This is a genomic window from Streptomyces sp. NPDC048751 (assembly GCF_043198595.1).
Lineage (GTDB): Bacteria > Actinomycetota > Actinomycetes > Streptomycetales > Streptomycetaceae > Streptomyces.
On the sequence record NZ_JBICUX010000002.1, the window covers coordinates 226,910 to 247,031 of the forward strand.

Consider the following 20,122-nt stretch of genomic DNA (forward strand, 5'->3'; position numbering starts at 1 on the left):
TACGGAAACCCAGCGGATCGGCGCCGGGGGCGTCCGGCAGACTCACCCCCATGGACATCGTCATCCGGCAGGCGCACCCCGACGAGTACGAGACCGTCGGTGAGATCACCGCCCAGGCCTACCTTCAGGACGGCCTCCTCGACTTCGCGGAGAGCGACGCGTATCTGGGCGAGTTGAGGGACGTCGGCAAGCGGGCCGCGGCCGCGGAGGTGCTGGTCGCGGTGGAGCGGGGGCGGGTGCTCGGCGGCGTCACCTTCGTGCCGGCGGGCGGCCCGATGGCCGACATCGCCCGGCCGGGAGAGGCCGAGATACGGATGCTCGCGGTCGCGCACGCCGCACGCGGGCGTGGCGTCGGTGAGGCCCTCGTGCGGGCCTGTGTCGAGCGCGCACGCGCCGTCGAGGGCTGCGCCTCGATCGTCCTCTCCACCCAGCGCACCATGCACACCGCCCACCGCGTCTACGCACGCCTCGGTTTCACCCGCGCGCCCGAGCGCGACTGGAACCCGATCCCACACCTCGACGACATCACTCTCCTCACCTACGAGTTGACGCTCTGAAACCATCGCAACACAACATCTGGGGGTGGCATCGCAGCCCGGCACAAGATGTATGCTCATGCTCGCTGTCGCCGCAGGGGAATCCGGTGCGAATCCGGAACTGTCCCGCAACGGTGTACTCGTGCGCGCTTGCCCGCGTATGAGCGTCAGTCCGAGGACCTGCCGACAGCGCGCCCGGCCCGTCCGGTCCGGGTGCCCGACGTCCGGGCCTCGTGGAGTGGGTCGGTGGACGCGACGCCGTGTGCGCTCGTGCTGCCCCCTGCCCTCCGCCAGGCCCCGTGCCGAGCGAGGGAGAGCCCCACGTGACCATCGCGCCAGCCGAACCGGCTTCAGCGACACCGTCTGCGACATCCGCCGCGGACGACGGTCCCGGTACCGCACTGCTGCGGACCCTGACCGAGCTGACCGCCGACCTCCCCGACGCCGACCCCGGCCGGGTCGCCGCCGCCGCCCTGCGGGGCCGGTCCGCGCGGGCGGACGAGTCGGAACTGCGCGAGCTGGCCACGGAGGCGGCCGCCGGCCTCATCTCCGAGGACCCCGTCTACTCCCGGCTGGCCGCCCGTCTGCTGACGATCTCCATCCGCGCCGAGGCCGCCTCGCAGGGCGTCACGTCCTTCACCGAGTCCGTGGCCGTGGGGCACCGGGAAGGCCTCATCGCCGACCGCACGGCGGAGTTCGTACGGGTGCACGCCGACCGGCTCGACGCCCTCGTCGACACGGACGCCGACGACCGCTTCGGCTACTTCGGCCTGCGCACCCTGCACAGCCGCTACCTCCTGCGGCACCCCCTCACCCGCAAGGTGGTGGAGACCCCGCAGCACTTCATGCTCCGGGTGGCCGCCGGTCTCGCCGAGGACGACACGGCCCGCGCCCTGGACGAAGTCGCCGCGCTCTACGGGCTCATGAGCCGCCTCGACTACCTCCCCTCCTCCCCCACGCTCTTCAACTCCGGCACCCGCCACCCCCAGATGTCGTCCTGCTACCTCCTCGACTCCCCGAAGGACGAGCTGGACTCCATCTACGACCGCTACCACCAGGTGGCCCGCCTCTCGAAGCACGCCGGCGGCATCGGTCTGTCGTACTCCCGCATCCGCTCCCGCGGTTCGCTGATCCGCGGCACCAACGGGCACTCCAACGGCATCGTCCCGTTCCTCAAGACCCTCGACGCCTCCGTCGCCGCCGTGAACCAGGGCGGCCGGCGCAAGGGCGCTGCCGCGGTCTACCTGGAGACCTGGCACTCCGACATCGAGGAGTTCCTGGAGCTGCGCGACAACACCGGCGAGGACGCCCGCCGTACGCACAACCTGAACCTCGCGCACTGGGTGCCGGACGAGTTCATGCGCCGGGTGAACGCCGACGAGCAGTGGTCCCTCTTCTCCCCGGCCGACGTGCCCGACCTCGTCGACCTGTGGGGCGAGGAGTTCGACGCCGCCTACCGCAAGGCCGAGGCCGCGGGCCTCGCCAAGAAGACCATCCCCGCCCGTGACCTGTACGGCCGCATGATGCGCACCCTCGCGCAGACCGGCAACGGCTGGATGACCTTCAAGGACGCCGCCAACCGCACCGCCAACCAGACGGCGACCCCGGGCCATGTCGTCCACTCCTCCAACCTCTGCACGGAGATCCTGGAGGTCACGGACGACGGCGAGACGGCCGTGTGCAACCTGGGGTCGGTGAACCTGGGGGCCTTCGTGGTCAACGGTGACATCGACTGGGAGCGGCTGGACGACACCGTCCGCACCGCCGTCACCTTCCTCGACCGGGTCGTCGACATCAACTTCTACCCGACCGAGCAGGCGGGCCGCTCCAACGCCAAGTGGCGCCCGGTGGGCCTGGGCGCGATGGGTCTGCAGGACGTCTTCTTCAAGCTGCGCCTGCCCTTCGACTCCCCGGAGGCCAAGCAGCTGTCCACGCGGATCGCCGAGCGGGTCATGCTCGCCGCGTACGAGGCCTCCGCCGACCTCGCCGAGCGCAGCGGCCCGCTGCCGGCCTGGGAGAAGACCCGTACCGCCCGGGGTGTCCTGCACCCCGACCACTACGGTGTCGAGTTCACCTGGCCGGAGCGCTGGGCGGCACTGCGCGAGCGGATCGCGAGCACGGGCCTGCGCAACTCGCTGCTCCTCGCGATCGCGCCCACCGCCACCATCGCGTCGATCGCGGGCGTCTACGAGTGCATCGAGCCGCAGGTCTCCAACCTGTTCAAGCGAGAGACGCTGTCGGGCGAGTTCCTCCAGGTCAACTCGTACCTGGTGCAGGACCTCAAGGCCCTGGGCGTGTGGGACGCCCGCACCCGTGAGGCGCTGCGTGAGGCCAACGGCTCGGTGCAGGACTTCGCCTGGATCCCCGAGGACGTACGGGCCCTGTACCGCACGGCGTGGGAGATCCCGCAGCGCGGTCTGATCGACATGGCCGCGGCCCGGACCCCGTTCCTGGACCAGGCACAGTCGCTGAACCTCTTCCTGGAGACGCCGACCATCGGCAAGCTCTCCTCGATGTACGCGTACGCCTGGAAGTCGGGCCTGAAGACGACGTACTACCTGCGCTCGCGCCCGGCGACCCGCATCGCCCGCGCCGCCCGGGCCACCGTCCCCGTCCAGCAGCCGGCCCCGGACCCCGAGGCCGTCGCCTGCTCCCTGGAAAACCCCGAGTCCTGCGAGGCCTGCCAGTAATGACCACCCGGAACCTTCTCGACCCCGGCTTCGAGCTGACTCTCCGCCCGATGCGCTACCCGGACTTCTACGAGCGCTACCGGGACGCCATCAAGAACACCTGGACCGTGGAGGAGGTCGACCTCCACTCGGACGTCGCCGACCTCGCCAAGCTCAGCCCCGCCGAGCAGCACCTCATCGGCCGTCTGGTGGCGTTCTTCGCGACGGGCGACTCGATCGTCGCGAACAACCTGGTACTGACGCTGTACAAGCACATCAACTCCCCCGAGGCGCGCCTGTACCTGAGCAGGCAGCTCTTCGAGGAGGCCGTCCACGTCCAGTTCTATCTGACGCTCCTGGACACCTACCTGCCCGACCCGGAGGACCGGGCGGCCGCCTTCGACGCCGTGGAGAACATCCCCTCCATCCGCGAGAAGGCCGAGTTCTGCTTCAAGTGGATCAACGAGGTCGAGAAGCTGGACCGCCTGGAGACCCAGGCCGACCGCCGCCGCTTCCTGCTCAACCTGATCTGCTTCGCCGCGTGCATCGAGGGCCTGTTCTTCTACGGCGCCTTCGCGTACGTCTACTGGTTCCGCAGCCGGGGTCTGCTGCACGGCCTCGCCACCGGCACCAACTGGGTGTTCCGCGACGAGACGATGCACATGAGCTTCGCGTTCGACGTCGTCGACACCGTCCGCAAGGAGGAGCCGGAGCTGTTCGACGACGAGCTGCGGCAGCAGGTCACCGACATGCTGCGGGAGGCCGTCGAGGCCGAGCTGCAGTTCGCGCGCGACCTGTGCGGTGACGGCCTGCCCGGCATGAACACCGACTCGATGCGCCAGTACCTGGAGTGCGTCGCCGACCAGCGCCTCACGCGCCTGGGCTTCGCCCCGGTGTACGGCTCGGAGAACCCCTTCTCCTTCATGGAGCTCCAGGGGGTTCAGGAACTGACCAACTTCTTCGAGCGGCGCCCGTCGGCGTACCAGGTCGCGGTGGAGGGCACGGTCGACCTGGACGAGGACTTCTGAGTCTGCGCCTCGCGCAACTGGCGGTCGATCCGGCGCTCGTGGGCCAGTCCCACGAGCGCCGGCCCGGCCAGGAGGACGAAGAGAACCAGGACGGTCACATAACCACTGAGTGCGTTCATGCTGTAAGCATCGTGCGGGAAGAACACTCCTGACAGTGGCAGGACTGCCGCGCACCTTCAAATTCCTGCCACCCTCGGGGCACACTGTCGGCATGCTGAAGAACGTGGCCGCAGTCCTCCTCGACGGCGTGCATCCTTTCGAACTGGGTGTCGTCTGCGAGGTGTTCGGCATCGACCGCAGCGACGAGGGCCTGCCCGTCTACGACTTCGCCGTGGCCTCGGCGGAGGGCCCGACCCTGACCACGCCCGCCGGCTTCTCCATGGTGCTGGAGCACGGTCTGGAGCGGCTGGAGAGCGCCGACCTGATCGCCGTACCGGCCGGGGAGAGCTACGTGGCGCGCGCCTATCCGCCGGAGCTGCTGGAGGCTCTGTGCGCGGCTGTGGACCGGGGGGCACGGGTGTTGAGCGTGTGTTCCGGGGCTTTCGTCCTGGCGGCCGCCGGGCTGCTCGACGGCCGCCGCTGCGCGGTGCACTGGCGGCACGCCGAGGAGCTGGCCCGGCGCCATCCGCGGATCACCGTCGAGCCGGACGTGCTGTACGTCGACGCCGACCCGGTGATCACCTCGGCGGGCACCGCGGCCGGCATCGACGCCTGTCTGCACATCGTGCGCAAGGAGCAGGGGCCGGAGGTCGCCAACAGGATCGCCCGGCGCATGGTCGTACCGCCGCACCGCGACGGCGGCCAGGCCCAGTACATCGAGCGGCCGCTGCCGCGTTCCTCCTGCGACACGGTCGGTGAGGTCCTCGCGTGGATGGAGCGCAACCTCCACGAGGAGGTCACCGTCGAGCAGCTCGCCGCCCGCGCCCACATGTCCCCGCGCACCTTCGCCCGCCGCTTCCAGCAGGAGACCGGCACCACTCCCTACCGCTGGCTCCTGCGGCAACGCGTGCTGCTGGCCCAGCATCTGCTGGAGGCGACGGACGAGACGGTGGACGCGATCGCCGGTCGCACCGGGTTCGGCACCGCGGCCGCGCTGCGCCACCAGTTCGTACGGACGCTGGACACGACCCCGAACGCCTACCGGCGCGCGTTCCGAGGACCTCAGGCCGCCTGACGCCTCACCTCGGCACCGGCCGCAGCAGCAGTTGCTGCGGGCGCAGCGTGATGCCGACCCGGGTCGCGTCGTTGGAGCCGGGCACCTGCTCCAGGCGGTACCGCGTCGCCACGGCCGCCGTGATCAGGGACAGTTGCGCCATCGAGAAGTGGTCGCTCGGGCACTTGCGGTTGCCCACGCTGAAGGGGCTCATGGCGTACTTCGGGACGTCCTTCACCCGTTCCGGCAGCCAGCGGTCGGGGTCGAAGGCGAGGTGGTCGGCGTAGGAACGCGCGTCGCGCTGGATCGCGTAGGGGCTGTAGACGATGTCGGCCCCGGCCGGAATGCGATACCCGCCGAGTTCGGTGTCGATGACGGCCCGACGGGTCAGAATCCATACGGCGGGGCGCAGTCGCATGGCCTCGACGACGACATTGTTGGTGTGGGTGAGCTTGCGGACGTCCTCGAATGCCACAGGACGTCCTCCGGTCACCGATTCCACCTCCGCGCACACCTTGTCCGCGTGTTCCGGGTGTTCGGCGAGGACCTGGAGCAGCCACATGATCGTGGACGCGACGGTTTCGCTGCCGGGGGTGACTATCGCGACGACCTGGTCGTGGATCTCCTGTTCCCCGATGGGGTCGCCATTGTCGTCCTCGGCCTCCAGCAATGCCGTCAGCAAATCGTCCGGCTTTTGACCGGATGCGCGGCGCTCGGCGACGATCTCGTCGACCAGGAGGTGCAAATCGGCCAGGGAGCGGTTGAATTCACGGTTGGCCGGCAGGGGCAGCCGGTAGAGCGGCCCGAGGGGGATCACCATCCGCCGGTACATACCGCGGAAGACGGTGGCGAGGGCGACGCACAGCCGCTCGGCCCGCTCGTCCATGTAGTCGCCGCGCAGCAGACAGCGGGCCGCGATGCGTACGGCGATGCGGAACGACTCGGAGGTGCAGTCGATCGTCTCGCCGGCCTTCCAGCGGTCGGTCAGCGCGTGCGCCTCCTCCTCCATGATCGGCCCGTAGGCGGGGATCGCGTCGAGTTTGAAGGCGGGCTGGATGGTGCGGCGCTGGCGCCGGTGCCGGGGGCCGTTGGCGGTGGCCACGCCCTCCTTGCCGAGCAGGCCTTCCAGGGATTCCCACAGCGGCCCGTCGATCTTGTAGTCGGGGCTCAGCGCGAGCGCGCCGGTGAGCGCGGGCGTGGTGACGGCGTACACCGTCTTCGGGCCGAGCTTCAGGCGGACGACGTCCCCGTGCTCGCGCAGCCGGGACATGAACGCCAGCGGATCGCGTGCCAGCTTCCAGCCGTGGCCGAGAAGCGGAACTCCGCCACCCGCGAGGGGCGGCTCCCGCAGCTCCGGCAAGTGTGGTTCCACGGGCTGCACGGACTCGACGGTCATATCTCACCTGCCGCTTCGTTGTTGACGTACGGGGGCGTGGACCGGTCGTCCCAGCTGTCGACCCGGTAGCGGCCGGACTCGTGGTGGAACCAGTAGACGGAACTGAACCAGTTCCGCATGTTTCCCAGACAGGCGCGCACGGCGACGCTCAGTTCCTTTCCCCGCACCGTGCCGTCGTCGAGACCGTCGGCGAAGCGTAAGGCTTCCCGTTCGGCGAGCAGGAATTCAGTGATGCACTCGTCGACCCGCCGCCTGACTTCCTCGACCGCCTGTTCCAGAGTGAGTCCCTCATGGGTGACGAGACTGATTCCGAGATTGTGCACCTCGTCGCCCGCGATTTCCTTGGGGAGCGAGCAGAGGTCGTTGTACCAGGCGGCGAATTCCTGACTCAGCAGCGCCGCCCGCCGATATGCCGGATGTTTTCTCACGACGTCCGGGAGTTCGTATCCCGCGCTCGGCTCCAGCAGATCCGTCCATATCCAGTGCGCGAAGGTGAGCCGACGCAGCGCGAGATATTCCTCGACGGACGGGATGATCCCCTCTCTGCGGTTGTGGAACTCCCGGTCGTAGGCCTCGATCACCGCGTGGAAGTGCCGGGCGAACCGCTCGTTCCACGTCCGGGGCAGGAACGAGTACAGCCTCACCACGCTGTCCGAGAACCCGGCGACCAGCGGGTCCTCGTGGTGCAGATGGGACCGTGGGGAGTCAAGGGCCCTGTGCAGCCTGGATTTCAGGCGCCGCCAGGCCGCTGGTCGGTCGTGCACGATGTCGCGGTCGTGGCGGTCGTCCCAGACGAAGAACCACGCGCTGTAGTCTCCGATCGCCTGGAGGACCTCGTCCGGGGCACCGAGGTAGTACCCCGCCATGAGGTCGGTGTAGCACAGTCCATCGGCATATTCCGCCACCTTGTCCGCGGGCATCAGCCGTTTTTCCAGGAGCCAGGTACGGGTCTTCTCCTGAAGCCTTGGCCAATACTCATGGAGTTGCCGAGGAAAGGCGGCCTCGATCGCCGGAAGAGAGAGCGAGGGTGGGACCGCCACCACCGTCGCCGTCGAAGTGGTGCTGTACGCGGTGCTGTAAGTGGTGCTGTGTGGGAAAGCAGGCACGAACTACCCCTCTCAGCCGCCTGTGGCCACGCGCCCCTCCGCTGTACCGGGCGTGCGCCGTTGCGTATCCGCCACTCCCATTCAGCCCTACAACTGACCGCTCTGGGAACGGATTTGCAGCATTCACTACCCCACAGTGCTGAGAATCCCCTGTTGCCTGACTGGTTCTGGATCACCAGGAGAGCGAGAAGCGATCGAACGTGCGACGGACACACGAACGGCGCCTGTTCGGCCGGGGGAAGCAGAACAGGCGCCGTGCGTACGGGGTTTGTGTGACCTCAGTCGTTGGCGACCACGGGGTAGCGGGGCTCGTTCTCGGCCATCTGCCGCAGCGCGTCCTTGCGTTCACGCTTGGAGAGCCGGTCGATGTACAGGTACCCGTACAGGTGGTCGGTCTCGTGCTGCAAACACCGCGCGAAGTACCCGGTGCCGCGCACCTTGATCGGGTTGCCCTTCTCGTCCTGCCCGGTCACCTCGGCGTAGTCGGGCCGGGCGAGCGGCGCGTACGCGGTCGGCACCGACAGGCACCCCTCGTTGCTGTCGTCCAGCCGGCGCCTGTCCGCGGGCAGCTCCACGATCTTCGGGTTGCAGACCACACCGACGTGCCGCACACCGTCGTCGTCCGGGCAGTCGTAGACGAAGACCTTCAGATCGACCCCGATCTGGTTGGCGGCCAGGCCGACGCCCTCGGCGGTGCGCTGCGAGGCGAACATGTCCGCGACCAGCTGCTGGAACTCCTCACCGAACTCGGTGACGTCCCTGCACTCCTTGTGGAGCACCGGGTTTCCGACGACGGTGATCGGTCGCGAGGTACCGGCCGCGCGCCAGGCGGCCTCGCGCTCCTCCGTCTCCTCCGTGTCGATGACGAAGCCCTCGTCGTCCACGGGGAGCACGCCCACGTGCTGCTGATCGGTGTCCTGCTGCGCCATGACCGACGTAAGCCTTCCTGCAACCATGAGAAGTTTCTGCCTGTACAGCCTAAGGGTGGTTCAGCAGGGGCAGCGGGTCAGCAGACCTCTTCGAGATCCCGCCAGTCCCGGGAATCCGGGCTGTCGGCGACCCAGCCGTCCAACAACCCCCGCACCAGCGCGGCCGGCGCGGCCACCCCGCACTCCCGTTCCGGAACCCACAACTGCCCGTCCGTCCGGTGCCCGAGCGGCCCGGGATGTCCGGGCTCGCTGTGGTCGTGCGGGTCGAGATGCTCACCGTCGCCCTCGTCCGAGGGCATCCGTGACTCCGAACACATCCGGCACAGCAGCCGCACCGACGACGACCAGTCCTCCGCCGCGAACCCGGCGTCGGCCGCGAGCTGCTCCAGCGCGTCCCGGTCCGCCTCGGTCGCCGCCTCCAGCAGCACCACCCAGGTCGGCACGGGCGACGGCGCCCACAGCTCGATCTCGTCGAACACGGGGTACGCGTGCCCGGCCGCCGTGGTCCGCTCGCCGTGCGGCACCCCGTCGTGCAGCACGACCTCCCCCCAGCGCCGCCCGGAGGACGGCAGCGGGATGGACAGCACCTCGATCCTGGCGGGGTCGAGCCGACGCCCCCACACGACCTCCGCCTCGCCCTCGGGCGACAGCCGCACGGCCGCGCTGCCGAGATCCATGCCGAGGGGTTCACCCGAAGCGGTGGCTCCCCCTGGCACGTGCAACCCGTACGCCTGCCAGGCGCGCCGGGCCAGCGGCCAGTCCTGGAGCGCGGTCGCCGCGATGCCGACGTTCCACCAGTCGGGCGCCCCGGTCTCCCGGTCGAGCAGCGCCACGGCCCTGAGGCCCGCGGCCCGTGCCTGCTCCCAGTCGTGCCGGAACTTGTGCAGCAGGGCGAGGTTGAACCAGGACTCCGACAGCCACGGCTCCAGATCGGCGGCACGTGTCAACAACGCACCCGCGTCCTCGTACCGACCATCACCGATCAGGGTGAACGCGCGGTCGGTGGCCTGCCGCCAGGAGGCGGAGGGCCGGTGCCGTCCCTTGCCGAAGATCCTCACGATTCCCGCCTGCCAGTTCCGTGGTGTGGGCTGGCCTGTGCCCCCGGACACTCTCTCTCCTTCGCATCCAACCACGTACGGCTGGAAGGGCGCTCATTACCCATGGGTTACCCCACTCCGGGCAGGGTAAGACAGCCTCGCGACAGAACCCGGGCCAGTGCTTCCACGACTTCGGGCGCGTAGTCGTCGGCGGTGCCCAGCCGCAGTTCCTCCAGCGCCTTCAGCGGCCCGCCCGGCCCGGCGTCCCGCGCCTTCTCCTCGTACGCGTTCACCGCCCGCACGATCCGCGCGGCCGGCGGCTGCTCCCGGCAGGGGTCGGCCTGCCGCTCCACGACGACGGCCACCTGCGGGTCCACCCCGGTCTGCCGTACGACGGCCCCGCCGAGGATGGCGATGCGCCGCTGCTCCTCGACGGGCAGCGCGGCGGTGGCCCCGGCAGGCACCGGGTCGAGGAGGCTGAGCTGGCCGATGTCGTGCATGAGGGCCGCGTACTCCAGCACGGTGAGTTCGGGCTCGGTCAGGCCCAGGTCGCGGCCGACGGCCTGGCTGAGGGAGGCGACCCGCAGGGCGTGCCCGGCCGGGGTGTACCCGGCGATCTCGGTGGCGCGCGCGAGGGAGGCGATGGTCTGCCGGTAGGTGGCCCGCACGGCGGCGTAGCGGCCCAGGGACAGCTGGGTGAGCAGCAGCGGGAGCGAGAACACCGGCAGGGCCCACAGGCCCGCGACGTCCACCGCGAGCGCCATCACGGCACCGGTCGCGCAGACGGCCGACCCGATGCCGAGCGTCGCGCGCAGTTCGTCCCGCAGCAGGGGGCAGAACGGCCAACCCGTGCGCGCGTGCGCCAGCGCGGCGGCGAGGACGGTGTCGCACAGGACGGTGAGGGTGAGCAGCGCGAGCAGCAGCAGAGCGTGCGCCGGACCACCCCAGGCGGCCAAGGTGCCGCTGTGGGACAGGGGTTGGAAGCAGACGACGGCGAACCCCACGGTCAGCACCCGCCGGGCCAGGTGGTCGAGCGTCGGGCTCCGCCCCTGCGCGATGTGCGGCACGCTGCCGAGCAGGGAGGCGGCGAGCACGACGGTGACGACCTGGGAGACGCCGACGGGGGTCCCCTGCGCGCCGGCCAGGTCGAGGGTTCGGGGCAGTCCGGCGCTCTCGCCCAGCAGCGCGTACGCCAGCGCCCCGGCGGCCCCGAGCGGCGCGATCTCGCGCACGCCGGGCCCGCTCCACCGGGTGAGCTCGCCCACGGCGACGAGCAGCCCGAAGGCGAGGGCGAGGGCGCCTTCGTGGACACCGTTCCAGAGGGTGACGCAGAGGGAGACGAGGGCGAGGAGGGCGGCGGAGGCATGGACGAGGGCGAGGGCGGCAGGACACCGATGCCGGGTCATCCACGTGCTCCCGGCAGGCTGGAGACCGGCGGCCGGTCACCGGGCCGAACGGGCTCGTCGGCGGTCACCGCGGGGTGCCAGCCGGATCTGCCCACCGCGCGGACGAGGGCGGACACCATCCGGGGATCGAACTGCGTTCCCGCGCACCGCTCCAACTCCTCCAGCGCGGTGGGAACCGGCCGGGCCCTGCTGTACGACCGCGTCGACGTCATCGCGTCGAACGCGTCCGCGACGGCCACCACCCGTGCGCACTCCGGGATCTGACTGCCCACCAGCCCGTACGGGTATCCGGTCCCGTCCAGCCGCTCATGGTGGTGCAGCACCGCCGTCCGGGCCTCGCCGAGGAAGGAGATCCCGCGCACGATCTCGTGCCCGTACTCGGGGTGCAGCTCGATCACGCGCCGCTCCTCGGGCGTCAACGGCCCGTCCTTGCGCAGCAGCCGGGTGGGCACCCCCAGCTTCCCCACGTCGTGCAGGATCCCGGCGAACCGGAGGACCTCCACCCGTTCCTCGTCCATGCCGAGCTCGCGCGCGATCAGCACGGACGCCTGCCCGACCCGCTCGCTGTGCCCGCGGGTGTAGCCGTCCTTGATGTCGACGGCCTGCACCAGCGCCCGGATGGTGGCCCGGTGGGCCGCCCGCTCCCGGTGGTACTGGGCGTACACCCACCACGACACGCCCATCGGCAGCAGCACGAGCAGCGCGGAGACGGGCCCGTACGGGCTGCGCCACAGCACGGCCATCATCAGCCCGGCCGTCCCGTGCACCGCGACCGGCGCCAGTGAGCGCGGCAGCAGCCCGCCCCACGCGCGCCGGGCCGGCGCCTTCTCGGCCAGGGCGAGGATCCCGCCGTCCAGCAGGGTGAGGACCAGGCAGAACAGCAGGACGGCCGCCCCGGCCGGGCCGAGCGCGTAGGGGAAGTCGGAGGTGGCGACGGCGTCGCAGCCGTCCAGCGCCTGGTGGGCGTGGGCCGCCGCCCACACGCCGAGGACCAGCCGGGAGGCGCGCCAGACCCGGCGCAGCAGGAAGGGACGCGCCTCGACGTGGGAGAGCAGGGCCCCGGGCAGCGGGACGAGCGCGGCGGCGGCCGGGGGCAGCAGGAACGCCGCGGCGAGCAGCACGGGGTAGAAGGTGCCGGCGAAGCGCCGCCGGGCGACCTGTTCACAGCCGGCGTACAGCGCGGCGAGCAACAGGACCGCCCACGCGTGTGTGCGCGATGTCGACGGGGGCAGCAGACAGAGGAGGGCGACGAGGCCGACGGCGACGACGTACACACGTGCCCGTGCCGGAACCGCCTCCATGTCGCCCCTCCCCCGGCATGACGGTGCCCTACCAGGCTTGGGAGCCTAGGGCGGCCAGGGGGAGGCGCGCGGGCGTATCACCCGCGGATTACTACGTTCGGGTGACGGCCGAGGGCCGCCGGTGCCGAACTTTCCCGGGGGTTCAGGACTCCCGCGGAGTGACGGGGGTGGCCGGAGAGGCCGTCACGTCGTGCTCGGGCACGGTCTGGCCGGAGCGGATCAGGTCGATCCGCCCCATGACCTTGGCCCGCAGATCGGTCGGCACGTCGTCGTGCCCGCAGCACCGCTTGACCAGCTTCTTCACGGCCTGCTCCAGGCCGTACTTCTCGAGGCACGGCGAGCATTCCTCGAAGTGGTGCTGGAACTTGTCGCGGTCGACGTCCGGCATCTCGCTGTCGAGGAACTCGTAGAGATGATCGAGGACTTCACTGCAGTCCGTCTCGTGCGGGTCTCCGCAGCTCATGAGCCCGAACCTTTCACTTCGTTCGACTCGCCGGCGCCCGCCGGGACCAGTCCGCGCTCACGGGCGTAGTCCTCGAGCATGCCGCGCAGTTGGCGACGGCCCCGGTGCAGCCGGGACATCACCGTACCGATGGGTGTCCCCATGATGTCCGCGATCTCCTTGTACGCAAAGCCCTCGACGTCCGCGAGATAGACGGCGATGCGGAACTCCTCGGGGATCGCCTGGAGTGCTTCCTTGACGTCCGAGTCGGGCAGGTGGTCGAGCGCCTGCGACTCGGCGGAGCGCAGACCCGTCGACATGTGCGACTCGGCCCGTGCGAGCTGCCAGTCCTCGATCTCCTCGGCCGCGCTGCGCTGGGGCTCGCGCTGCTTCTTGCGGTACGAGTTGATGAACGTGTTGGTGAGGATCCGGTACAGCCACGCCTTGAGGTTGGTGCCCTCACGGAACTGGTGGAAGGACGCGTACGCCTTGGCGTACGTCTCCTGCACCAGGTCCTCGGCGTCGGCCGGGTTGCGCGTCATGCGCAGCGCGGCCGAGTACATCTGGTCGAGGAATTCGAGCGCGTCCCGTTCGAAGCGCGCGCTGCGCTCCGTGTTCGACTCCGCGCTGTCGCCCCGGCCCTCGGGCAGCTCCGCCTGGCCGTTGTCGGTCCCTGCGTCGGTCCCAGTGACCGGACCCACCTCCTCAAGATTTTTCGTGGCACCGAAACCGGTCCCACTCGAATCGGAGGATAGAACACGATCCGCACCCGCCGCCGCCCGAATAGGGGCGTTCTTGGCCGCGTGCAGCACCGTCCAGTCCAGGTCGGCGCGGCTGCTGCGGCTCGGGCAGATGGTCGAACCCATGCGGCGGACTCCCTCTCCTACGACGTCGGCGCTGGTCTGCCAGCACTTCTGTCCGCCTCAACAGTGATCGGCCGCGCTGCATTCCCGACGCCTACGCGAGTGACGAGGCCCACCCCACGACTCCGGCCGTGATGATCTCCAGAGCGCGGTCCTGTCCGATGTCCGCCCGCTTCGGCACGGCGAAACCATGATCGCCGTACGGCACCTCGATCAGTTCGTACGTCCCCTCCGGGAACTCCTCGGGCTTGCCGAAGGGGTCGTTGCCGCCCTGGACGACGAGGGTGGGAACCCCGGCGCCGAGCAGTTCCCCGGCGCGGGACTTCTCCGGCTTGCCGGGCGGGTGGAGCGGGAAGCTGAGGGCGAGGACGGCGTGCGCCCCGAGCTCGGTCGCCGTGCGGCAGGCCACCCGGGCGCCCGCGCTGCGCCCGCCGGAGATCACGGGGAGCCCCGGCTCCGCGAGCGCGGGCCAGATCCCGCGCCAGCCCACGTCCAGTGTCTTCGGGGCGGGTGCCACCTTCTTCCCGGCGACCCGCCAGGGCTGCTCGACGAGCGCGACGGTCACACCGTGCCCGGGCAGCTCGGCAGCCAGCGCCTTGAGGTCACGGGCCTCGATGCCACCGCCGGCGCCGTGACTGACGGCGAGCACGAGCCGGGCCTTCTTCGCCGGGTGCCAGGTGATGCGGGCGGGGCCGACGTCGGTCTCGACGGTCTCGCTGGTCGCGTTGGCCCCGCTGGGTCCGCTGGGCCCGCTGGGCGCCTTCGTCACGTCAGTCACATCGCTCACGTCCGTCACATCAGAAGAGTGTGCCCTCTTCGGGTCCCTCCAGCTCCTTCAGCAGCTCCGGTCCGTTGTTGCGGACGTTGCTGACGGCGGTCGTCACCGGGTACGCCCGCATCAAGCCCTCGGGCGGCGGGGCGAGCAGCTCGCGCAGGTCGTCCGGGTCCGTGCGGGACGGGTCGAGCCAGGAGTCCCAGCGGTCCGGCGTCAGCATCAGCGGCATCCGGGGGTGGATGTCGGCCAGCGCGTGGGGCCCGTCGGCCGGCGCCACCGCGAGCGGGGTCTTCTCGGCCTCCGTGGTGATCACGGAGCACGTCACCCACCAGGCCTGCGGATGGTCGTCGGGCAGTGTGCGGTCCCGCCAGAACTCGTACAGACCGGCCATCGCGAAGACCGACCCGTCGGCCGGGAGCACGAAGTACGGCTGCTTGCGGGGCCGCTTCTTCTTCCCCTCGACCTCCAGGTCCCGCTCCTGCGTGCCGGTGACCCACTCGTAGTAGCCGTCGGCGGGGATGATGCAGCGCCGGGCGGCAAAGGCGCGGCGGTACGACGGCTTCTCGTGCACCGTCTCCGCACGCGCGTTGATCATCCGGGCGCCGCCCTCGGGCGTCTTGGACCAGGACGGGACCAGGCCCCACTTCAGCTTCCGCAGCTGGCGAACCGGGCGCTTGTCGTCGGCGTCCTTCAGAGGACGGTCCAGGACCGCGTACACCTCCTTGGTCGGAGCCACGTTGTAGTCGGGCGCCAGGGTCTCCTCCGGCTCCCACTTCTCGACCTCGAAGACCCCTGCGAGATCCTCCGGCCCACGACTGGCCGCATACCGTCCGCACATACGTGCCAGACTGCCAGACTCCGTACGACCAGAGGGAGCCACCGCACAACATGGACAGCACCGCCGCCACCGCGCTGCCCGACCTGTGGGACCGTCTCGTCGGCACCCAGCCCGACCCCGACCTGTGGGTGGTGCTCGCCACCATGGCCGCCGCGCTCGCCATAGTCGTCCCGCACAACCTCTGGCGCCTGTCCCGCAACGCCATCACCATCGCCCACGAGGGTGGCCACGGCCTGGTCGCGCTGCTCACCGGCCGCACCCTGACCGGCATACGCCTGCACTCCGACACCAGCGGCCTCACCGTCAGCCGCGGCAAGCCCCACGGCATCGGCATGATCCTCACCGCCGCCGCCGGCTACACCGCTCCCCCGCTCCTCGGCCTGGGTGGCGCGGCCCTGCTGGCGGCCGGTCGCATCACTCTGCTGCTGTGGGCGGCGACCGCCCTCCTGGTGGCGATGCTGGTGATGATCCGCAACGCGTACGGCGCGCTGACCGTCGTCGTCACGGGTGGCACCTTCCTCCTGGTGTCCTGGCTGACCGGCCCCCAGGTACAGGCAGCGTTCGCCTACGCGGCGGTGTGGTTCCTGCTCCTCGGCGGAGTCCGCCCCGCCTTCGAACTCCAGGCGAAGCGCTCGCGAGGCGGAGCGGGCGACTCGGACGCGGACCAGTTGTCGAGGCTGACGCACACACCGGCCGGCCTCTGGCTCTTCCTGTTCCACGCGGTGAGCCTGTGCTCGCTGATAGGCGGGGGCCGCTGGCTGCTGGCCGTGTGACCAGCCCCGAAGGGGCTGGTCACAGGGGCGCGGGGCTGTGTCGATCTGGGGCACCGCCGCGGGGCGCGACCAGCCACAACGGCGCCGCACCCGAAAGACGGCCAAAGACTAAAGTGGGCGCATGCCCGTGAACCCCGCACACACCGCCCTCTGGCCCGCCCCGCACGCGAGCGGAGCCGTCGACGCGACGGTCCACGTGCCCGGGTCCAAGTCGGTCACCAACCGCGCCCTCGTCCTCGCCGCCCTCGCCTCCGAACCGGGCTGGCTGCGCCGCCCGCTGCGCTCCCGCGACACCCTGCTGATGGCGGGCGCCCTGCGCGCGATGGGCGTGGAGATCGAGGAGACGGTCTCGTCCAGTTCCTCCGTCGCCGGCGGCCAGGACCGCACCGGCGAGGCCTGGCGGGTGATCCCCGCGGGCCTGCGCGGCCCCGCCACCGTCGACGTCGGCAACGCGGGCACCGTGATGCGTTTCCTGCCGCCGGTCGCCGCGCTGGCCGACGGCCCCGTCCGGTTCGACGGCGACCCGAGGTCGTACGAGCGTCCCCTGAACGGCGTCATCGACGCGCTGCGTGTCCTGGGTGCCCGGATCGACGACGACGGCCGGGGCGCGCTGCCGCTGACGGTGCACGGCGGCGGGGCGCTGGACGGCGGCCCGGTCGAGGTGGACGCGTCCTCGTCGTCGCAGTTCGTGAGCGCCCTGCTGCTGTCGGGCCCGCGGTTCAACCAGGGCGTTGAGGTCCGGCACATCGGCTCGACGCTGCCGTCCATGCCGCACATCCGGATGACGGTGGACATGCTGCGCGCGGTCGGCGCCCAGGTGGACACCCCGGAGTCGGGCGGCGAGAAGAACGTCTGGCGGGTCACGCCGGGCGCGCTGCTGGGCCGGGACCTGACGATCGAGCCGGACCTGTCGAACGCCCAGCCGTTCCTGGCGGCTGCGCTGGTCACGGGCGGGAAGGTCCTCATCCCGGACTGGCCGGCGCGGACCACCCAGCCGGGTGACCGGCTGCGGGAGATCTTCACCGAAATGGGCGGCTCCTGCACGCTGACGGAGTACGGCCTGGAGTTCACCGGCTCCGGCGCGGTCCACGGCATCGACGTGGACCTCGGTGACGTCGGTGAGCTGACCCCGGGCATCGCGGCGGTCGCGGCCCTCGCGGACTCCCCGTCGACGCTGCGGGGCGTGGCCCATCTGCGGCTGCACGAGACGGACCGGCTGGCCGCGCTGACCAAGGAGATCAACGAGCTCGGCGGCGACGTCACCGAGACGGCCGACGGGCTGCACATCCGCCCGCGCCCCCTGCACGGCGGGGTCTTCCACACGTACGAGGACCACCGCATGGCGACGGCCGGTGCGATCATCGGCCTGGCGGTCGAGGGGGTGCGGATCGAGAACGTGGCGACCACGGCGAAGACCCTGCCGGACTTCCCCGAGCTGTGGGCCGGGATGCTCGGGGCATAGGGACATCAGCCATGCGTCGCTACGGCAAGCACACCGACGAGGACGACATCCGCAGCCGCCCGAACCGCAAGGGCAACCGACCCCGTACGCACATCCGCCCCAAGCACGAGGACGCGGCCGAGGGCATGGTCCTCACCGTCGACCGGGGCCGCCTGACCTGTCTGGTCGAGGACCGGATCGTGCTGGCGATGAAGGCCCGTGAACTGGGGCGCAAGGCCGCGATCGTCGGCGATCGCGTGGCCCTCGTCGGCGATCTGTCCGGCAAGAAGGACACCCTCGCCCGTATCGTCCGCATCGAGGAGCGCACGTCGGTGTTGCGCCGCACGGCGGACGACGACGACCCGTACGAGCGGGTGGTGGTCGCCAACGCCGACCAGTTGGCGATCGTCACGGCCCTGGCCGACCCCGAGCCGCGCCCCCGCCTCATCGACCGCTGCCTGGTCGCGGCCTTCGACGGTGGTCTGGAGCCCCTGCTGGTGATGACCAAGTCGGACCTGGCCCAGCCCGACAAGCTGCTGGAGCTGTACGGCCACCTGGACATCCCGTACGTCGTCACGAGCCGCGAGGAGCTGGAGAACGGCGGCGCGGCGGACCGGGTGCGCGAGCACCTCGACGGCCGGATGACGGCGTTCGTGGGGCATTCGGGCGTGGGCAAGACGACCCTGGTGAACGCGCTGGTGCCGGAGGACCGCCGCCGTTCGACGGGGCACGTCAACGCGGTGACCGGCCGTGGCCGGCACACCACGACGTCGGCGCTGGCGCTGCCCCTGGCGGGCGTGAACAGCTGGGTGATCGACACGCCGGGCGTACGGTCCTTCGGCCTGGCCCACATCGACCCGTCCCGCGTCATCCACGCCTTCCCCGACCTGGAACCGGGCACGGAGGGCTGCCCGCGCGCGTGCAGCCACGACGAGCCGGACTGCGCGCTGGACCAGTGGGTCGCCGAGGGCCACGCGGATCCCGCCCGGCTGTACTCGCTGCGCCGGCTGCTGTCGACGCGGGAGCGCACGGAAGGCGACTGACCTCCGCGTTGTTTGTCTTCCCGCAGGTCCGGTAAGGGCATAATCGCACCGGGTCGGATCCCAAACCCGCCCCAGCATGACTGAGCGGTCACCGGACGTGGACAGTACGGGAGGACAGCACATGGCGTGGCTGCTGGTCATAGTGGCCGGACTGCTCGAAACGGGCTTCGCCGTCTGTCTGAAGTTGTCGCACGGCTTCACGAGGCTCTGGCCGACCGTGGCGTTCAGCGTCTTCGCCCTCGGCAGCTTCGGCCTTCTGACCCTGTCACTGAGGAAACTCGACGTGGGCCCCGCCTACGCCGTGTGGACGGGCATCGGCGCCGCGGGCACCGCGATCTACGGCATGGTCTTCCTCGGCGACCTGGTGTCCACGCTGAAGATCGTCTCGATCAGCCTGGTCGTCATCGGCGTGATCGGGCTCCAGCTGTCGGGGTCGTCGCACTGAGAGGCGAGGCGCGCCGGCAGCCGGACACCGGGCCACTCAGACCGGCTGGCGGTACAGGGCTCCGCGTACGAGGTCCGCGACACCTCCGTCGCCGGGCGGCGCCGCCACACAGGACAGCGCGATACGCACGGCGAGTTCGCAGGAGCGGGCCAGGTCGGCACTGTCCCCCCTGGCCGCACCGGCACCGGGGCCGGTGATCACGGCCACGGCACGGTCGCGGACCATCGCCACGAAGTCCGCGGGCGAGGGCAGCGGGCCGTCCGCCCGCCGCTGCGCCGGTGCGGCCGAGGCGGAAGGCACCCCGGAGAGCGTCGGCGAGGGCAGGCGCTCGTTCCAGGAGCCGGTGAGCATGGCCCGTACGAGCGCGTTCTCGCGGGCGGCCGCCGTGGTCCACTCGGCGGTCGCGGTCAGCCGGTCCCGGGCGTCGGCGGGGGTGGTGAGCGCGCGCTCCACCCCGGCGAGATAACCGTCGGCCTCCCGGCGGACGAGCGCCCGCGCGAGCCCTTCCTTGCTGCCGAACTCGTTGTACAACGTCTGCCGGGACACCCCCGCCGCCGCGGCGACGTCCACCATGCGCACGGCGGACCACGGCCGACGCTCCAGCGCCTCGTAAGCGGCATCCAGCAGGGACTCCCGCGCTGCAGGCATCATCGCCTCCCTGGGGCGAGCGACTCTGCGCCCAGATTTGACGCGTACCGAGGCACTGTCAAGAGTTCGCGAGGGCATCGGGGGGCGCCTACTGGCAGGCGCACGCGGGAGGTTGAGGGGTGGTACATCGTCGGCACACCTGCCCGGACCCGGCCGCGGGCATGCATCCGTCCCACACCTTTCCGACAGCGCTTGCCGTCCCGGGCCGCCCCGGTGGTGCGCGACCATCGAGCGCGTCCGGGGCACCCCGGCCCCCTGTGGCCCACCGTCACCGTGGCCAGATACCGTTCCCT

19 protein-coding genes and 1 riboswitch are annotated in these 20,122 nt (G+C 70.8%); of the genes, 8 read left to right on the top strand and 11 right to left on the bottom strand.

What is annotated here, in order from left to right; all coding sequences use genetic code 11:
* The first annotated feature begins 50 nt into the window (after window positions 1–50).
* From ACGFNV_RS07920 to ACGFNV_RS07935, 4 genes are all read left to right on the top strand, one after another.
* Window positions 51–557, top strand: a complete 507-nt coding sequence (locus ACGFNV_RS07920) for a GNAT family N-acetyltransferase (protein ID WP_393620355.1) — start codon at window positions 51–53, stop codon at window positions 555–557.
* Window positions 558–634: 77 nt separating this feature from the next.
* A riboswitch (cobalamin riboswitch) is annotated at window positions 635–717 on the top strand.
* Window positions 718–859: 142 nt separating this feature from the next.
* A complete protein-coding gene (locus ACGFNV_RS07925) occupies window positions 860–3,226 on the top strand; it encodes a ribonucleoside-diphosphate reductase subunit alpha (RefSeq protein ID WP_393620357.1) in 2,367 nt (788 codons plus the stop codon).
* Window positions 3,226–4,233 (top strand): ribonucleotide-diphosphate reductase subunit beta, encoded by a 1,008-nt coding sequence (locus ACGFNV_RS07930; protein WP_393620359.1) that lies wholly within the window; start codon window positions 3,226–3,228, stop codon window positions 4,231–4,233. Before ACGFNV_RS07925 ends, ACGFNV_RS07930 begins: the two co-directional genes overlap by 1 nt.
* A gap of 211 nt (window positions 4,234–4,444) precedes the next feature.
* Window positions 4,445–5,407, top strand: coding sequence for a GlxA family transcriptional regulator (locus tag ACGFNV_RS07935; RefSeq protein WP_393620361.1), 963 nt, complete (start codon window positions 4,445–4,447; stop codon window positions 5,405–5,407).
* A gap of 4 nt (window positions 5,408–5,411) precedes the next feature.
* Here the strand turns inward: ACGFNV_RS07935 and ACGFNV_RS07940 are convergent, their stop codons facing one another.
* The 10 genes from ACGFNV_RS07940 to ACGFNV_RS07985 form a co-directional block, all read right to left on the bottom strand.
* Window positions 5,412–6,782 (bottom strand): cytochrome P450, encoded by a 1,371-nt coding sequence (locus ACGFNV_RS07940; protein WP_393620363.1) that lies wholly within the window; start codon window positions 6,780–6,782, stop codon window positions 5,412–5,414.
* Window positions 6,779–7,888, bottom strand: a complete 1,110-nt coding sequence (gene cyc1 / locus ACGFNV_RS07945; protein WP_393620365.1) for an epi-isozizaene synthase — start codon at window positions 7,886–7,888, stop codon at window positions 6,779–6,781. Before cyc1 ends, ACGFNV_RS07940 begins: the two co-directional genes overlap by 4 nt.
* Before the next feature lie 278 nt (window positions 7,889–8,166).
* Window positions 8,167–8,817, bottom strand: a complete 651-nt coding sequence (gene def, locus ACGFNV_RS07950) for a peptide deformylase (protein ID WP_393620366.1) — start codon at window positions 8,815–8,817, stop codon at window positions 8,167–8,169.
* 77 nt (window positions 8,818–8,894) lie between these two features.
* Complete coding sequence (locus tag ACGFNV_RS07955) at window positions 8,895–9,875, bottom strand: hypothetical protein (protein WP_133927797.1); 981 nt, start codon at window positions 9,873–9,875, stop codon at window positions 8,895–8,897.
* A 107-nt stretch (window positions 9,876–9,982) separates the two neighbouring features.
* Window positions 9,983–11,260 carry an HD-GYP domain-containing protein gene (locus tag ACGFNV_RS07960; RefSeq protein WP_393620368.1) on the bottom strand — a complete coding sequence of 426 codons (1,278 nt, stop codon included), beginning with the start codon at window positions 11,258–11,260 and terminating at the stop codon, window positions 9,983–9,985.
* Window positions 11,257–12,561, bottom strand: a complete 1,305-nt coding sequence (locus ACGFNV_RS07965; RefSeq protein WP_393620370.1) for an HD-GYP domain-containing protein — start codon at window positions 12,559–12,561, stop codon at window positions 11,257–11,259. The genes ACGFNV_RS07960 and ACGFNV_RS07965 overlap by 4 nt, the downstream gene beginning before the upstream one ends.
* Before the next feature lie 142 nt (window positions 12,562–12,703).
* Window positions 12,704–13,024, bottom strand: a complete 321-nt coding sequence (rsrA, locus tag ACGFNV_RS07970) for a mycothiol system anti-sigma-R factor (protein ID WP_393620372.1) — start codon at window positions 13,022–13,024, stop codon at window positions 12,704–12,706.
* Window positions 13,021–13,704, bottom strand: a complete 684-nt coding sequence (sigR, locus tag ACGFNV_RS07975) for an RNA polymerase sigma factor SigR (RefSeq protein ID WP_037674162.1) — start codon at window positions 13,702–13,704, stop codon at window positions 13,021–13,023. The genes rsrA and sigR overlap by 4 nt, the downstream gene beginning before the upstream one ends.
* Window positions 13,705–13,960: 256 nt before the next feature.
* Window positions 13,961–14,644, bottom strand: coding sequence for an alpha/beta family hydrolase (locus ACGFNV_RS07980; RefSeq protein ID WP_393621453.1), 684 nt, complete (start codon window positions 14,642–14,644; stop codon window positions 13,961–13,963).
* Between the two features lie 19 nt (window positions 14,645–14,663).
* On the bottom strand, window positions 14,664–15,479 hold the full coding sequence (locus tag ACGFNV_RS07985) for an SOS response-associated peptidase (protein ID WP_393620374.1): 816 nt from the start codon (window positions 15,477–15,479) through the stop codon (window positions 14,664–14,666).
* A gap of 50 nt (window positions 15,480–15,529) precedes the next feature.
* Here ACGFNV_RS07985 and ACGFNV_RS07990 point away from each other — a divergent pair, with 50 nt between their 5' ends.
* From ACGFNV_RS07990 to ACGFNV_RS08005, 4 genes are all read left to right on the top strand, one after another.
* Window positions 15,530–16,252 (top strand): M50 family metallopeptidase, encoded by a 723-nt coding sequence (locus ACGFNV_RS07990; protein WP_393620375.1) that lies wholly within the window; start codon window positions 15,530–15,532, stop codon window positions 16,250–16,252.
* A gap of 121 nt (window positions 16,253–16,373) precedes the next feature.
* Window positions 16,374–17,714 (top strand): 3-phosphoshikimate 1-carboxyvinyltransferase, encoded by a 1,341-nt coding sequence (gene aroA, locus ACGFNV_RS07995; RefSeq protein WP_393620376.1) that lies wholly within the window; start codon window positions 16,374–16,376, stop codon window positions 17,712–17,714.
* Between the two features lie 11 nt (window positions 17,715–17,725).
* Window positions 17,726–18,736 (top strand): ribosome small subunit-dependent GTPase A, encoded by a 1,011-nt coding sequence (gene rsgA / locus ACGFNV_RS08000; RefSeq protein WP_393620378.1) that lies wholly within the window; start codon window positions 17,726–17,728, stop codon window positions 18,734–18,736.
* A gap of 121 nt (window positions 18,737–18,857) precedes the next feature.
* On the top strand, window positions 18,858–19,181 hold the full coding sequence (locus tag ACGFNV_RS08005; RefSeq protein ID WP_393620380.1) for a DMT family transporter: 324 nt from the start codon (window positions 18,858–18,860) through the stop codon (window positions 19,179–19,181).
* 36 nt (window positions 19,182–19,217) lie between these two features.
* Here ACGFNV_RS08005 and ACGFNV_RS08010 read toward each other — a convergent pair whose 3' ends face one another.
* The gene (locus ACGFNV_RS08010; protein WP_393620381.1) at window positions 19,218–19,832 is read right to left on the bottom strand and encodes a TetR/AcrR family transcriptional regulator; all 615 of its coding nucleotides are present in this window, start codon (window positions 19,830–19,832) and stop codon (window positions 19,218–19,220) included.
* Window positions 19,833–20,122: the final 290 nt, after the last annotated feature.